9 protein-coding genes and 1 pseudogene are annotated in these 14,544 nt (G+C 67.8%); 3 read left to right on the top strand and 7 right to left on the bottom strand.

The genetic code is table 11. The annotated features are described in order from the left end of the window. Window positions 1–33: 33 nt before the first annotated feature. The 5 genes from ACFYTE_RS28065 to ACFYTE_RS28045 form a co-directional block, all read right to left on the bottom strand. Window positions 34–1,845: a hydantoinase B/oxoprolinase family protein gene (locus ACFYTE_RS28065; protein WP_388716014.1), complete on the bottom strand. Its 1,812-nt coding sequence runs from the start codon at window positions 1,843–1,845 to the stop codon at window positions 34–36. Window positions 1,846–1,847: 2 nt separating this feature from the next. After that, on the bottom strand, window positions 1,848–3,932 hold the full coding sequence (locus ACFYTE_RS28060) for a hydantoinase/oxoprolinase family protein (protein ID WP_388716011.1): 2,085 nt from the start codon (window positions 3,930–3,932) through the stop codon (window positions 1,848–1,850). Between the two features lie 98 nt (window positions 3,933–4,030). Next, window positions 4,031–5,314 (bottom strand): aspartate aminotransferase family protein, encoded by a 1,284-nt coding sequence (locus ACFYTE_RS28055; protein WP_388716008.1) that lies wholly within the window; start codon window positions 5,312–5,314, stop codon window positions 4,031–4,033. Between the two features lie 32 nt (window positions 5,315–5,346). After that, window positions 5,347–7,068: an acetolactate synthase catalytic subunit gene (locus tag ACFYTE_RS28050; protein WP_388716005.1), complete on the bottom strand. Its 1,722-nt coding sequence runs from the start codon at window positions 7,066–7,068 to the stop codon at window positions 5,347–5,349. A gap of 181 nt (window positions 7,069–7,249) precedes the next feature. Next, a complete protein-coding gene (locus tag ACFYTE_RS28045) occupies window positions 7,250–9,649 on the bottom strand; it encodes a SpoIIE family protein phosphatase (protein ID WP_388716002.1) in 2,400 nt (799 codons plus the stop codon). An 811-nt stretch (window positions 9,650–10,460) separates the two neighbouring features. On the opposite strand from ACFYTE_RS28045, the gene ACFYTE_RS28040 reads away from it, so the two are divergent. Continuing rightward, the gene (locus ACFYTE_RS28040) at window positions 10,461–10,781 is read left to right on the top strand and encodes a hypothetical protein (RefSeq protein ID WP_388715999.1); all 321 of its coding nucleotides are present in this window, start codon (window positions 10,461–10,463) and stop codon (window positions 10,779–10,781) included. A gap of 4 nt (window positions 10,782–10,785) precedes the next feature. Beyond that, window positions 10,786–10,908, top strand: a complete 123-nt coding sequence (locus tag ACFYTE_RS28035) for a hypothetical protein (protein WP_388716116.1) — start codon at window positions 10,786–10,788, stop codon at window positions 10,906–10,908. 54 nt (window positions 10,909–10,962) lie between these two features. Here ACFYTE_RS28035 and ACFYTE_RS28030 read toward each other — a convergent pair. Beyond that, window positions 10,963–11,091: pseudogene (locus tag ACFYTE_RS28030) on the bottom strand (IS5/IS1182 family transposase); the annotation flags it as partial. Window positions 11,092–11,147: 56 nt separating this feature from the next. After that, the gene (locus ACFYTE_RS28025; RefSeq protein WP_388715996.1) at window positions 11,148–13,184 is read right to left on the bottom strand and encodes a hypothetical protein; all 2,037 of its coding nucleotides are present in this window, start codon (window positions 13,182–13,184) and stop codon (window positions 11,148–11,150) included. A 377-nt stretch (window positions 13,185–13,561) separates the two neighbouring features. Between ACFYTE_RS28025 and ACFYTE_RS28020 the strand changes: the two genes are divergently transcribed. Beyond that, on the top strand, window positions 13,562–14,401 hold the full coding sequence (locus ACFYTE_RS28020) for a patatin-like phospholipase family protein (RefSeq protein WP_388715993.1): 840 nt from the start codon (window positions 13,562–13,564) through the stop codon (window positions 14,399–14,401). The last annotated feature ends 143 nt before the right edge of the window (window positions 14,402–14,544 follow it).

The raw sequence follows: 14,544 nt of genomic DNA, 5'->3' as shown, positions 1-14,544 counted from the left end.
TGGGATGGTCGTGGGGCGTAACCCCCACAGGGGTCATGACGACACCAGCGAGGGGTCGCGCAGAGCGGCCCTGGTGGTGGCGGTCGCGCTCCAGTCGATGGAAAGGTCGTCTCCGCTGCCGGTGATCACGACGCCGTAGACCTCGCGGGCGTGGTCGATGCTCTCCCAGCGCCCGATCACGTCGTTGAGTACGCGTTTGGGGTCGCGGTCCAGGGGGTCGCCGTATCCACCGCCGGAACACTCCACACCTCGGACGGCCTGGCCGGTGTCGAGTGTGACGACCGCGTTGTTGGGCAGCAGTGTCTCGCTGCCGTCGGTGTCGATCATCCAGCCGGCGGCCAGGGCGCCGTCCTGTCCACCGAGCACTCCCTTCGGCGGGACGATCTGTCCGTCGCAGGGATAGATGACCGAGACGCCGTCCTCCTTCGACTCGAAGGCCAGGTCGACGGTGCACCCGCCCCGGTGGCGTCCGGCACCGCCGGAGTCGGCCATCATCCGGATGTGCCGGTACTGGATCGGCATCTTCAGCTCGTCGATCTCCACGGAGTCCCGGTAGGTCAGGCCCGCCGTGCTGGGCACGTTCCACGTCAGCCAGCCGTCGGCGGTGGCGCTGCCGGGTCCGCCGGCCGCGCCCATCAGCAACTGGTTGACGAACCGTTCGCCGGTGCGTGAGTCGTGGCCGGAGACGACGGCGTGCGGAACGCCCATGCCCACCGGACCTTCGGCGATCCCGTACGGCTCACCGAGCTGGGCGAAGGCCGCACCGACACAGTTGGTCAGCCGGTCGGCGATGTTGGTCGTGGCGACCGAGCAGCTGTAGGGGAACTCCGGGATGCCGACGGCGGCGCCCTTCTTGAGCCGGACCTCCACGCGGCGGAACGCACCGGAATTCTTGGGCACCTGTCCGCACAGGCCGTGGAAGATGCCGCTGTACACACCGGCCAGCGTGGTGGCCTTGGTGAGGTTGAGCCCGCAGTCGACGTTCGGTGCGTTGTCGGTCAGATCGACGACGATCCGCCCGTCCTGCGGGTGGATGTCGATGCTGACCCGGAACTCCAGCCCTTCGGGGAGGTAGGGCTGGAACGGGTCGTGCTTGCCGGTGTTGTGCAGATGGGCCTGCGGCAGCCGGGCGATGGTCTGGCGCATGCGGTCTTCGGAGTAGTCGAACCAGGCGCGGATGAACTGCTTGACCTGGTCCTTTCCGTACTTCTCGCACAGTGCTTTGAGTCGTCGCTCGGCGATCCGTGCGGCCCCGAGCGACGCCAGGAAGTCGCCGTGCCACTGCTGCGGCACGCGGATGCGGGCCATGCACATGCGCATGATGTCGTCGATGGTGGTGTAGTTCCGCTGCACTCGGACGGCGGGGAAGATCAGGGCCCCTTCCTCGTACACGTCCTTCGCACCCGCGAAGTAGGTGGTGGGCAGGGAGTTCCCGGTGTCGGCCTGGTGTGCCTTGGCCACCGCGGTGAACATGTGCTCACCGTCGATGAACACGGGTACGAGCACCGAGTGGTCTGCGGCGTGGGAATTTCCGCCGTAGGGATTGTTGTCCAGGTACGCGTCGCCCTCGGCGAGATCCGGGTGGGCGGTCAGGATCTCTTCTGCCTGCAGCTGCACACCGAAGATGTGCACCGGCAGGCCTTCCGCCGCGGCCAGCAGCTGGTTGTCGGCCGTGGCGATGGCGCACGAGAAGTCGCGTCCGCTGTTGATCACTGCCGAGCGTGCCGAGCGCAGCAGGGTGGTGGTCATCTCGCGCACGATGCCGTCCAGGCGGTTGGCCAGGATGGCGGTCAGGATCGGGTCGAACTCGTTCTTGTCCTCGGCGAGTGTGCTGTCGTCGGACACCGTCACTGGTCTCCCTCCGAAGTCGTCACATGCAGGATGTAGTTGCCGGACCCGCTGACCTCGGTGGCCATGCCCGGGAAGACGACCAATGTGGTGGTCGGCTCCTGGATGATCGCGGGGCCGGGCACATACTGGCCCGGTCGCAGGCTCTCAGGCAGGTACACGGGAGTGTCTGTCGGTCCGGCCGGGCCGAAGTAGCACATGCGTGTCTTCGACGGGGCGCCCTCGGTCCGGGCCACGGCTTGGACGAGCGGCGGACTGCTGTGCAGGTCGGCGGTCAGTCGTGCCTTCCAGCTGATGAACTCCAGGTCCGCGGAGTCATCACAGAAGGCGAACAGGCGCTCGTGCTCGTCGTCGAAAGCCTTGCGGAGCTGAGCAACGTCTTCGTCGCTGCGGAACTCGCTCACGGGCACCCGGGTGACGATGTCCCACACCTGGGCCTCGTAGCGGGCCTCGGTGAAGTACTCGATCACGTAGTCGTCCTCGTCGAGGCCGACCCGGCCCGCGAAGGCCGCAAGCCGGGCGCTGAGGCGCACCAGCGCCGCGTTGACGCCGTCCGCGTCGAAGGCCGAGCAGCGGGTGATCAGCGGCGCCGACTCCTCCTTGACGATGTCGGCGAAGTGCATGCCCGCCGCCGACAGGGCACCTGCGGTCTTGGGCAGGATCACCCGGCTGCTGCCCAGCTCGGCCGCGATCTGCATGATGTTGATGCCGGCAGCGCCGCCGCCGGCGACGACCGTGCTCTCCTTGGGGTCCAGGCCCTGGGAGATGGTCATGTCGTAGACCGCCTTGACCATGTGGTCCGTCGCCAGGGTCAGGATCCCCCAGGCCGTCTCCTCGACGGTCCTGCCCAGCTTCTCGGCCACCCGGGTCACGGCCTTGCGGGCCGCGCGGATGTCCAGGTCCATCCGGCCGCCCAGGAAGTAGTCCGGGTCGAAGAAACCCAGGACGCAGGCGGCGTCCGACAACGTGGCCTCGGTGCCGCCACGCCCGTAGCAGGCGGGGCCTGGTTCGGAACCGGCCGACTGGGGGCCGACACGCAGCAGCCCACCGTCGTCGACCCAGGCGATCGACCCGCCTCCGGAGCCGATCGAGCGGATGTCGACCGACGAGATGCCGAGCAGATCTCCTTCCCACTCGCCGCCGAGCCACGTCTCACGGGTGTAGACCAGCCCCGAGTCGTGCGACAGACCGACATCGAATGTTGTCCCACCGGTGTCGCAGACGATGGTGTCTCCGCCGAAACCTTCGGCGTTGGAGAAGCTGACGGCCGCGACCGGAGCCATCGCGGGTCCGGACTTGGCGGCGTTGATCGGCGCGGCGATCATCTCCTGCACGGTCATCACGCCGCCGATGCTTGAGGAGACCAGCAGCTGACCGGCGTAGCCAAATCCCCGCAGGTCCGACTCAAGCGCGCGGAAATGGTTCTGCATCAGCGGCTTGAGCGAGGCGTCGATGGCGGTCGCCGAGGCCCGGCGGTACTCGCGGACAATCGGTGCGATCCGATGGGAAAGCGTGTACGGGATGCCTGGCAGGATCTCTTCGATGAGCTCGCCGATACGCAGTTCGTGCGCGGGCTCGACGACGGACCACAGCAGAGACACGGCCACTGCCTCGTAGTTCTCCCGGCGCAGGTGGTGCAGGATGTCCCGCACTGCCTGCTCGTCCAGGGGCTTGGTGATCCGTGCCTCGGAGCTGACACGTTCAGGGACCTCGAATGTCCTGCGCCGCGGGATGTAGGGGGCGGGGTATTCGGTCGCGTAGTCGAAGACATCCCGCTTGCCGCCCTCCTTCAGCACGAGGATGTCGGGAAAACCCTCGGTGGTGAGCAAGGCGGTCTTGGCCACCTGACGGGTCACGATGGCGTTGGTCGCCCGCGTGGTGCCGTAAATGAACAGGTCGGTGTCGGCGAGCAGGGCATGCGCGGTTGTCCCGAGGCCGTCGGCGATACCTTCGAGGGCCTCGCGCATGCCGTCGAAGACGCGCTGGTGGGTGGTCAGTGCCTTGCCGACGTAGTGGTTGTTGTCGTCGCGGACGACGACGTCGATGAAGGTGCCGCCGGTGTCGGCGGAGACAGAAAAGCGCATGAGTGCCTCTCGGGTGGGCGACGGCGAGATTCGAGGCCGGCTGCCGCGGGACGCGGCGCGGCAGCGGCGGCCCCAGGGGAGTGGTGCGGACGCCCTGGCTACCGAGCGCTGCTGAGCAGCTGCTTGGAGACCTCGGCCAGCGCCCGGTCGACGGCAGACAGGGTCCTGTCCACGTCGTCGTCGGTGTGGGCTGCGGAGACGTACCACAGCCCGGTCTCGCGGGCGTGGACGCCGTTGCGGATCAGGTTTTCGGAGAAGTGCCGCAGCGGTTCGGTGCTGCCGGCGAGCGCGTCCGCATAGGTGCGCAGGGGTTTCGGGGCGTCCCAGTGCAGGCGGATCAGGGCGCCGGCGCGCAGAGCCTGCAGCGGCGCCCCGTGCCGGCCGGCAAGCTGCTCGATGCCGTCCGCGAGCTTCCCGGTGATGCGTTCGAGGCGTGGGTAAAGGGAGTCCTGATCGGCCTTGAGGGCATCGAGGGTCGCGTTGGCTGCGACGACCGACAAGGCGTTGCCGTTGTAGGTTCCGCCATGTGCGACGGTGTCCTCAGCGACGCGCATCACCTCGGCGCGCCCCGCCACCGCGCTGATCGGGAACCCGGACCCGAGAGCCTTGGCGAGCGCGGTGAGGTCCGGGGTCACGCCGGTGCGCTGCTGCGCCCCGCCGGGGGCCAGCCGGAAGCCGGTCACGACCTCGTCGAAGACGAGGAGGCAGCCGTGCTGGTCGCACAGGCGGCGGACCGTGGCCAGGTAACCGTCGTCGGCCCACAGGTTGCCGCCGTTGACTGCGACGGGCTCCATGATGACCGCGGCGACGTCTGCACCGTGATGTGTCAGCAGGTCGGCGAGAGCCCCCGGGTCGTTCCAGGGACACACCAGGATCTCCGGCCCGATCATGCTGTGTGTCGGGGCGATCACCGAACGCGGTGCCGGGCCTGTTCCCACGGGGCTGCCCGGCCCGTTGGCGGTCATCGGGTCGATCCACCCGTGGTAGTGGCCCTCGAACTTGATCGTCTTGCGTCGTCCGGTCGCGGCGCGGGCGATCCGCAACGCCGCCTGGACGGCCTCGCTGCCGGTCACATTGAGCAGCACCCGCTCCGCGCAGGGCACCATCTGGACGATGCGTTCGGCCAGTTCGGCCTCCGCCTCGTGCTGACCGCCGTACAGGACTCCGGCGGCGAGCTGCGTGTGCACGGCCTCGATCACCTGACGGGGCTGGTGTCCGAGCAGCATCGGGCCGTACCCGGCCACATAGTCCACATACTCGTTGCGGTCGATGTCGGTGATCCGGCTGCCCTGCGCGCGCGTGAAGGCCAGTGGGGTGGGGCGCAGCACTGCCCGGCGCGAGGAGTTCACCCCGCGTGGGATGACCTGGTGAGCACGCTGCATGTACCTTCGCGAGCCGGTGAAGGTCTCCTCGTTCACAGGGCGGCCCCAGTCGTCAGCTCGCGCAGCGTGGTGTCGTTGTCCCAGGCGGAGATCGGCGGGAAGGCGTCCGCGGCGGTCATCACGTCGATCACGGTGACGGTGCCCGAGCGCTGCGCGTCACTGAGCGCGACGGCAAGATCGTCTGCGGAGTCGACACGGACCCCACGCGCGCCACAGGCGGTGGCGATGGCTGCGTGATCGATCTGGGTGATGTCGATGGCGCTCGTGTGCTCGGCGAACTGGTGCAGCTCGGAGTGCTTCTGGTAGCCGAGGATCGCATTGTTCAAAACGATGACCGTGAGGGGCAGGTCCATCCGGACAGCCGTCTCAAGCTCGGACCAGCAGTGGGCGAACCCTCCGTCACCGACCACAGCGACCACGGGGCTGTCCGGGCTCGCCGCCTTGGCACCGATCGCCATGGGGACCCCCCAGCCGAGCCCGGCCAGGCCGCGAGGAGACAGGAACCGCTGACCGCTGCGCCGGGCGCGCAGGTAGTTGGACATCCAGATCGAGCTGTAGCTGGCATCAGCCACGACGATCGTCTCCGGAGTCAGCTGCTCATCGAGTTCCCGCATGATTCTCTCGGGCCGGATCGGTGAGCCGGCCGCTGCCATCCGAGGCGCGATACGTTTCTCGTGCTTGGCCCGGGCCTGTGCGATCTGACCGATGACCTGGTCGCGGGCCGCCGTGCGGGTGTCGAGCGAGGCGGACTTCAGCTCGTCCACGATCGCACGCAGGGTGAGCTTGGCGTCGCCGATCAGCCGGAACGCTTCGTAGTTGCGCCCCACTTCGACCGGATCCATATCGATGTGGACGTACGTCGCTGCGGGCGGAAACAGCCGCCAGGCATCGGTGGCGTTTTCATTGGTCCGGGTGCCGACGAACACGATCAGATCCGCGTCTTCCACGAGGGAGCGGGCGTAGTGGGTGGACGAGTAGCTTCCCATGGCGTAGCCGATCACACCGATGGACAGCGGGTCGGTCTCGTCCACCGATCCCTTGCCCATGGGCGTTGTCGCCACGGGCAGCGCGCCGAGGCGCTGCAACTCGGCCAGCTCGGGCCCGGCCCCGGAGATGTGTACGCCCCCGCCGGCAACCACCAGCGGCCGCTTGGCCGTGGCGAGCAGGTCGGCAACGTGCTTGATCTGCGCGGGGCCCGGTATGTACCGGTCCAGCGGGAAGTGGCCGTAGCTGGCGCGGCGAGGGGACGCGACCGGAACGGGCTCCGCCAGGACGTCCTTGGGGACCAGCAGCACGACAGGCCCAGGGCGGCCGGACGTTGCTTCGGTGACCGCCGCGTCGACGTAGTCGTCGACCCGGGCGGGGTCGTCGATCCGGTGAATCGCCTTGGTACATGCGGCGAAGAGCTTCACGTGGTCCAGTTCCTGGAATGCGTTGCGGTCCCGGGCCGCCTGTGGGACCTCCTGGACGATCGCGATCAACGGCACCGAGGCCTTGAAGGCTTCAGCCAGCGGCGGCACGAGCAGGGTTGCGGCGGGGCCGTTCTGAGCGGCCACGACGCCGACCTTGCCCGACACCCGTGCATACCCGTCGGCCATCGCGCCGCCGGCGTTCTCCGTGCGATAGACAATTTGCCGGATGGATTCCTCGGGGGCGGCGAGGAAGAACAGCGACGGTAGACTCTGTCCGAATACGTCGCTGACCTTGTGGCGGCGCAATGCCGCTGCCAGGCCTCGCGCGACCGTGCCTCCCATATGTGATCTCCTTGATCGGCCTGTTCGGTGATTGCTCAGGAGTGGAACACAGGCGTCCTCGGGAGGTCCAATAGATGAAAATTTCGCGCGCAATAAGCAAGTCTTATCGAGGTCGATGGTTTGAATCCGGCCCTATGCGCGAGCGAGACGCTCGGGCATAGGGCCCACTTGGGTGCGCCGGCTATTTCGTTGCGGGGCTGAGGGACTGTTCGGTCCAGATCGTCTTGCCGGTCTGACCGTAGCGGCTGCCCCAGCGGGTGGTCAGCTGGGCCACGAGATACAGCCCGCGGCCTCCCTCGTCGGTCCAGCGGGCCCGGCGCAGTCGTGGCTGGGTGTTGCTCGGATCGGAAACCTCGCAGACCAGCACGTCATCGCGGATGAGCCGTAGGGAGACGGGGCCGCCTGCATAGCGGATGGCGTTGGTGACCAGTTCGCTGACGACGAGTTCGGTGGTGAAGACCAGGTGATACAGGCCCCACGAGGTCAGCTGCCGTGTGACATCCTCGCGTGCCTCGGTCACTATGGCCGGGTCGGCGGGAAACTGCCAGGTGGCCGTGGCATCGTCCGGCAGTGCCCTGGTGCGAGCGAGCAGCAGGGCCACATCGTCGCGGGGCGGGACTTCGGTGGCCCTGGACAGCAGGGATCGGCCGATCTCGCGCAGAGACGGTGACATGGTGCCGGCGCACAGCACCGCCAGCCTGTCCGTCAGCCGTGACACCTCACCTGCGACGTCCTGTTCGCCGAGGGTCATGAGCCCGTCGGTGTACAGGGCGAGGATGCTGCCGGGCTCCAGTTGCAGGCTGGTGACCTCGAACGGCATCCCACCCACTCCCAGCGGCGGACCCGGTAGTACCTCGAACATCTCGGTTGTGCCGTCGGGGTGGACCAGAACGGGTGGTGGATGCCCGGCGCTGGCCACCGCGCACCGGCGGGCGACCGGATCGTACAACGCGTACAGACACGTCGCGCCCACGGTGTCCCGCTCGGTGGGATCGGCTTCTTCCGCGAACCGCAGGACCAGGTCGTCGACGTGTGTGAGCAGTTCATCCGGCTCCAGTTCCAGATCCGCGAGGCTTTGCACCGCCGTACGCAACCGTCCCATCGTGGCGGCGGCGTGCAGGCCGTGACCGACGACATCCCCTACGACGAGTGCCACCCGCAGCGACGGCAACGGGATCACATCGAACCAGTCCCCGCCGATGTCGGCCCCGCCGCCCGCCGGCACATAACTACCCGCGGCCTCGACCGCCGGGAGATCGCTGGTCGTACGGGGCAGCAGGCGCTGCTGCAGTGCCAGGGCCGCGCGGTGCTCACGGGTGTACCGGCGCGCATTGTCCACGCTCAGTGCGGCCCGGGAGGCGATCTCCGCCAGCAGCTCCCGGTCCTCCTCTACGAAGAGGTCGCGACGGTCGGTACGCCAGACCACCACGACGCCGAGCACCAGGCCACGCGCGAACAGGGGTGAGTACAGGACGCAGTGACCGCGCTCGGGAACGAACAGGGGCGACAGCTCTGGTCCCAACTGCTCGCTCGCGGAGCGCGCGGAGGTCAGGACGGTTTCACCGCGCTGCAGTCTTTGAAGGAAAGGGCTGTCCGGCATCGGGGGGAGCGTCATTCCCGTCTGCAGCAACCTGCTCGGGATGGAGCCGGTGGCCGAGGCCATTGCGGCGCGACGCGTGTGCCACAGCCCGGCGCCGGCCAGCTTCGGGGGCTCGTCACCCGTCAGCGTGGCGTACGCGAGTTCCACCCAGGCCAAATCGCCGAGGGCTGGGACCAGGACATCGGCCAGATCTTGAGAAGTGTGAAGGACGTCCAGGGAACCACCGATCCGCGCAGAGGTTTCATGGAGCAGGTCAAGGCGGTGGCGCTCCCGTTGCCGGGTGGCCATGGGGGTGAGCATCGTGGCGACACCTGTCGGGCGCCCCGGCGGTTCCTCCAATCTGAACGCGGACAGGGACCACTGCTGGTCGGGCATCTGAGGTGCCCGTGCCCGCGGCTCCCACCCGATCAACGGCATCCCCGTGTCCACCACCTGGCGCACCGCCGACTCTGCGTCCTCCGCGTCCTGCGGAGAGAGCAGATCACGCACTCGGCTACCGAGGAGCAGGTCAGATGGATGAGACACCTGTGAGGTGACATTGGTGAACGCAGTACGCAGATCCAGATCGTGGATGCCGACCTCGATGTGGCCCTGGGTGAACAGCGCCCGCAGGAAGGCGTTGCCCTGGCCCCGCGATGCCAGGTGCTGGAGGGGAAGGGCCAGGACCACACTCTGGGACAAGCCTCCCAGCCGCACCGTGCGGAAAGCCACCTCGACCCGGTGGCCGCAGCGATGGCGGAGCAGCGCCTGTCCGCACGGCGGTATCCCGGTCCGATGGTGGCTGACCTCGCATCGTCCGGGGGAGCCGTCGGCGAGAAGGCTCCACACCGGCGAGCCGCAGACTTCCTCCGCCGTGAGCCCCAGCAGGTTGGCGGCAGCCTGGGACCAGCACAGCACAATGCCCTGATCGTCGAGCACGCCCGTCACGATGTCGTTCAACGAGAACGACTGACCCCAGATGTCATCGGTGCAGGAACCCATCCCGCATTCCTCCGCTTTTCACCCCCGGCCGGCATGCATCAAGCGATCGTGGGGGAGTGCACGTCTGAACCCACGATTCTGAAGGTCAAAAGACGTCCCGGTCATGGTGGCGACCAGCACCCGCGAGTTCTCTGCCGGCTGCAGACCGTCTGGCGCGGGCCGCAATCGGTTGTGCGCGGGATGAGGGCGGTCATTGTTGACGATGGCCGTCTCCGGCTCTGCGGACCCGGGGCGAGCGGCGCGTCTGGCGCGGAAAGCCTCGGATCCACCTGGTAGGCGATGCCGGCGCGAGTGCGACGCCCGGCGCCGTACCGCTGCGAGCAAGCGACTGATCACTACTTCCTTATGGGCATTATGGGAGCCTTGCCGGCGGTACGCGACCCGAGGAAGGCCGGGCACCGGTGCCGGTGCATGCGTTACTGACGGGCCCTGCACGACGGGTCGCCGAGCGTGACGAGCACGCACCTGGGGCCGGCGCGGCCACATCCCGGTCGTGATCGTCAGTCACGATGCTCGGGACGACCGTCGGTGGCCGGACTGATCGCCATGCGGCCCGTTTCCCGCACCCTGCTGTGCCACCCGCCTACGCACCCTTGACGAGCCGAAGTCAGTAACCGGATATCGAGCGCCCATGTTCACCTTGCCTGGCCGGGAGACTCGGTGCTCCTGCAGTCGCCGCCTCAGGCAGCCCGCGTGACCAGTCGATTCAAGGTTCCTCCAAGGTCTGTCCAAACACCGGCACCTAGCGTCTGTCTCGCGGCGCAAACCCCGCTGTCGCCTTCCGTAAACGGAAACCCACCAGGAGGAAACTGTGACGATCCGTCATCGCTTGCGTGCAGCAACGGCAGCCAGTGTCAGCGTGCTGGGCCTGGCGGCAGCACTCACCGTCCTGTCCCCAGCCACCGCCGCCCATGCAGCGCCCAACTGTCAGCCGTGGTCGGACCCCAACACCTTCGGCACCTACTGCAGCTCCGCAGACGGCAACCCCTCCTTCCGGGCCATGGCGAAGTGCAAGAACGGCAAGACCGTCCCTGGCCAGTGGAAGCGAGTCGGCGGCGGTGTCTGGTCCTACGCATACTGCACCTCGGTGAACTCCTCGCTCAGCTACGGATGGGCCGAGATCGGCCGCTGAGCAGTTGCTCGCCGCCCTGCTCGTCGCCGCCGAACAACAGGGCGCGCCTATCGAGGACTTCGCTGCCGTGGTCGACCTTCCCAGCGGGTGTCTGGACGTCGTCCTCAGCAAGCCCCGCCGCCCCTGACCACCCGCACCACCAGAGGCCCGCAGCCACCATGGCCGCGGGCCCTCTGCCATGCCGGTTATCTGGTGCGGCGGCCCCGCTCTCGCGGCGCACCACGGTCACCGACTTGGCGAAGCAGCGCGGGCTCAGTCCGGTGAACGGGGCCATCCCGGACGGCTCCGACGCCGTGATCACACCAGCCACATCAAGATCGTCTCACCCGTGACCAGGCGTTACGGGACAGCCCTGAGCATTGCCGGTCAGGGAGTCGTGATCTGGATCAGGTTTCGCCCGGAGAGCGTGTAGAGGCGGTGCTGTGGATCTGAGGCCACGTGTGCGTGTCCGTACCAGTCGCCGCCGAGGTCTTTCAGCAGCAGGCGGAGTTTGTAATTCACCGGGTTGATCTGTACGACGGAGAATGCCGAGACGGAGTAGATACCGTTGCCGGTCGCGACGAGTTCGGGGTTCTCGTTGGCCGCGGCGCCGGTGAACGCGTTGATGCCGACGTAGTGGAGCAGGGTGGGGCGGGCGGAGATGCTGATGACGAACAGTGAGCGGGATGATGCTCCGATGAGCTTGTTGCCGTAGACGAGGATGCTGGTCACCGCGGGTCTGCGCTGGTCGCCCTCAGTGAATGGCAGGGCGTAGCGCCAGATCTGCTTTCTGGTGAGGGGGTCCCACATGGCGATGTCGCCTGCGCTGCCGCCGATGTAGATCCTTCCCCCTCTGGCGGCTACGGCGGTGGGGACCTGTGTGGCGCCGAGAGGGTTGATGACGGAGGTCGTCTTCGCGTGGTCGGTGTCGTACAGGCAGAGTGATCCGCCGCCCAGAGTGTCCGATTTGACCGTCATGCCGATCAGCTTGTTGACGCCGTCCCGGCAGATGTCTGTTGGCCGGTTCTGGCCCTGCGGCAGCCTCGCGACGCGCGCCGGCGTGCCGCCGGGCCTGTATCTCCAGATTCCCTGGCTGCTGTAGACGCCCATGTAGAGGGTCGATCCGACGCAGAGCATGTCCTTGACCTCGCCCGGCACGGAGAGGGGGGTGACTTTGTCCGTGGTGAGGTCGTGCATGTCGACCGCCTGGGTTCCGGCGACGTAGACGCGCGTGCCGTCCGTGGCGATCGACATGCCGAGCATCGAGCCGGGAGCGGCACCCATCGTGGCCAGGTCGTGTACCCGCCCTTGCTTGGCCGCGAGGTCGTAGCTCCAGAAACGACGCCCGACCACCCCGTAGGCGGTGTTGCCGCGGATGCCCATCCACCCGCTGCCTCTGTGCGCGTTGCCGGCGGGCTGGCGTGTGACCTTGAGGGATCGGGTGTCGATCGCGGCGAGTCCGGGTTGCGGGGCCCCGTCGACGACGAAGTGGTAAGTGCCCCATCGCGCGATGCTGACCAGGCTTTGGCCGGTGTATGCGGGCACCCGCCACCGGCGAGTCCCGAGGTCGAGAATGCCGACCCCGCCTGGCGTACCCAGACCGGGGTTCATCGTGGTGAGCACGAGCAGATGGCCGAAGACGGCCAGCGCGCAGATCTCTGTCTGGTGCAGGAGTTCGGCGGGGAGCGGGATCCTGGTGGCCTTGCCGGTCGCCCGGTTGATCTCGAACAGGCCGGCCTTGGGGTTGCCCCCGGTAAGAAGACTTCCGCCGCCCCAGTAGACATGGGTGCGCGTCGCCGCCAGACAGGACCCTTCGTCGGCGGCCGGTTCGGGCACGGCCACCTTGGCAAGCCGCCGGCTGGACGAGGACCAGCTGTACACAGGCGGCCCGTCCGCGTGCGGCGTCGGACGCCCCGTGATGAACAAGACCCCGTCCGGTGCCATGGCCAGGTCGCGGATCAGCAGCCCGGGCACGTTGACGACCTTCGACACGGCACCCGTACCCAACGCGATGCTGTAGAGATTGACGTCCCCGCGTCCTGTATGGGTCACACCGACGAACAACGCGCGTCCCGTCGGATCGGCCGCCAGACCCTCGACGAAATTGCCCTTGCCGAGCATGTGAGTGGCCGTCACCTTGGCCGTAGACACATCAATCGCGAACACACGCGCGGGGGACACATTCCGTGATCCGGCATAGAAATTGGTACCGATGAGAAGGCCGCTCATCACTGACAGGTTTTTCACCCCGGGGCCCAGGTCCGTCACCTTCACGGCAGCGTCCCCATGAATGGGTAACGCCTGCGCCGCTGCCGGCCTCATGAGCGCCGCGGCGGCTGCGATCACCCCGCCGCTGCGCAGAAGCCGACGCCTGCCCATGGTGTTCGCGTGCGAGGCCTCTGACTGATCGAATGCCGACATCATGCTCCTCCATCAGACCCGAGTGCGGACTCTCGACTAAAGGAATTCCAGGCAAAGTAGCATGTAGTCTGACATTTCCTGGTCTGTACTGGGCCACCGTTGGGCCGTGCTTTCGCGCCAGGGTTCGGAGCATCGAACTCAGGTAGTCAGGGGCGTGAGGATCCTGGCTGGGGAGGCGGCCCAACTGCCGGTAGAGCGACCGCACTTCGGCGCGGTCGCCTTTGCGGCGGGCACGTGCGATTGCCGATTCCACCCGACGGTTTTCCGTGCCGCGTTCCCCGCGCCGCACGCTCACCGATCTGCAGCCACTGGATGCAGTTGACGTCATCGTCATCGTCGCCGGCGCCCGCGACTCGGGTCCCGCGGCATATCATCGGCAGATGACTCGACGTGGGCTGGTACTCGGCGGCGGTGGCGTGGCAGGAGTCGCGTGGCAGACGGGTGTGCTGGCCGGGCTGCTCGAAGGAGGCGCCGACGTCCTGGAGGCGGACGTGATCATCGGTACGTCTGCGGGGGCAACAGTGGCGGCGCAGATCACCGGCGGGACTCCGCTCGGGGAATTGCTCGACCGCCAGGTCGATCCGGCGCTCCAGGCGCCTGAACTGTCCCCCGTTCTCGGCGCCGAGGATCTGATGACGCTGTTTCTCGATGCCCGTGACGGCGCCACGGACGCCCTCGATGTTCGGCGCCGGATCGGCGCCATGGCGCTGGCGGCGCCGACCGTCGCGGAGGCCGAGCGACGCGCGGTGATCGAGGCCCGGCTGCTCTCGCACAGCTGGCCGCGGTCGGAGCTGAAGATCGTGGCCGTGGACGCGGAGACCGGTGCGGAGCGGGTGTTCGACCCGGCATCGGGTGTCGACCTCGTGGACGCGGTGGCAGCAAGTTGCGCCGTGCCCGGAGCGTGGCCGCCGGTCACGATCGACGGGCGCCGTTACATCGACGGCGGTACGCGCACGGCGGAGAACGCTGACCTCGCTGCAGGGTGCGACCGGGTTCTCGTGCTTCAAGTAATGGCGATCTTGGGCAACACCGACCTCGACCTCCAGGTCGCCGAGCTGCGCGAGAGCGGCGCGCGGGTTACGGTGATCCGCCCGGACGACACCGCGGCATCGTCGATCGGCCCGGACCTGCTCGATCCCGCGGTGCGGGGATCAGCGGCCCGCGCCGGTCACGGCCAAGGGCTGCGTGCGGCGTCGGCGACAGCCGAGTTCTGGCACTAGCGGTGGTTTGTCGACGGCGGGTTCGTGCGGGCGGGCATGGTCGACGCAGCCCCCGCCCGCAGCACTCCAAGAACTGATCAACACCGTCGGCAGCGGCAGACCTTTTGACCCACGGTGCCGTGCCGGACGTAGTCGAGACTGCG

This window comes from Streptomyces sp. NPDC004629 (assembly GCF_042873595.1).
Taxonomy (GTDB): Bacteria; Actinomycetota; Actinomycetes; order Streptomycetales; family Streptomycetaceae; genus Streptomyces.
This window is presented reverse-complemented; position numbering and strand designations above follow the sequence as displayed.

Bases quoted from the DNA above. Each gene is read 5' to 3' on its own strand.
- ACFYTE_RS28060 (WP_388716011.1), bottom strand. From the start codon at position 3,932: ATGCGCTTTTCTGTCTCCGCCGACACCGGCGGCACCTTCATCGACGTC.
- ACFYTE_RS28020 (WP_388715993.1), top strand. From the start codon at position 13,562: ATGACTCGACGTGGGCTGGTACTCGGCGGCGGTGGCGTGGCAGGAGTC.
- ACFYTE_RS28050 (WP_388716005.1), bottom strand. From the start codon at position 7,068: ATGGGAGGCACGGTCGCGCGAGGCCTGGCAGCGGCATTGCGCCGCCAC.
- ACFYTE_RS28055 (WP_388716008.1), bottom strand. From the start codon at position 5,314: ATGCAGCGTGCTCACCAGGTCATCCCACGCGGGGTGAACTCCTCGCGC.
- ACFYTE_RS28025 (WP_388715996.1), bottom strand. From the start codon at position 13,184: ATGATGTCGGCATTCGATCAGTCAGAGGCCTCGCACGCGAACACCATG.
- ACFYTE_RS28045 (WP_388716002.1), bottom strand. From the start codon at position 9,649: ATGGGTTCCTGCACCGATGACATCTGGGGTCAGTCGTTCTCGTTGAAC.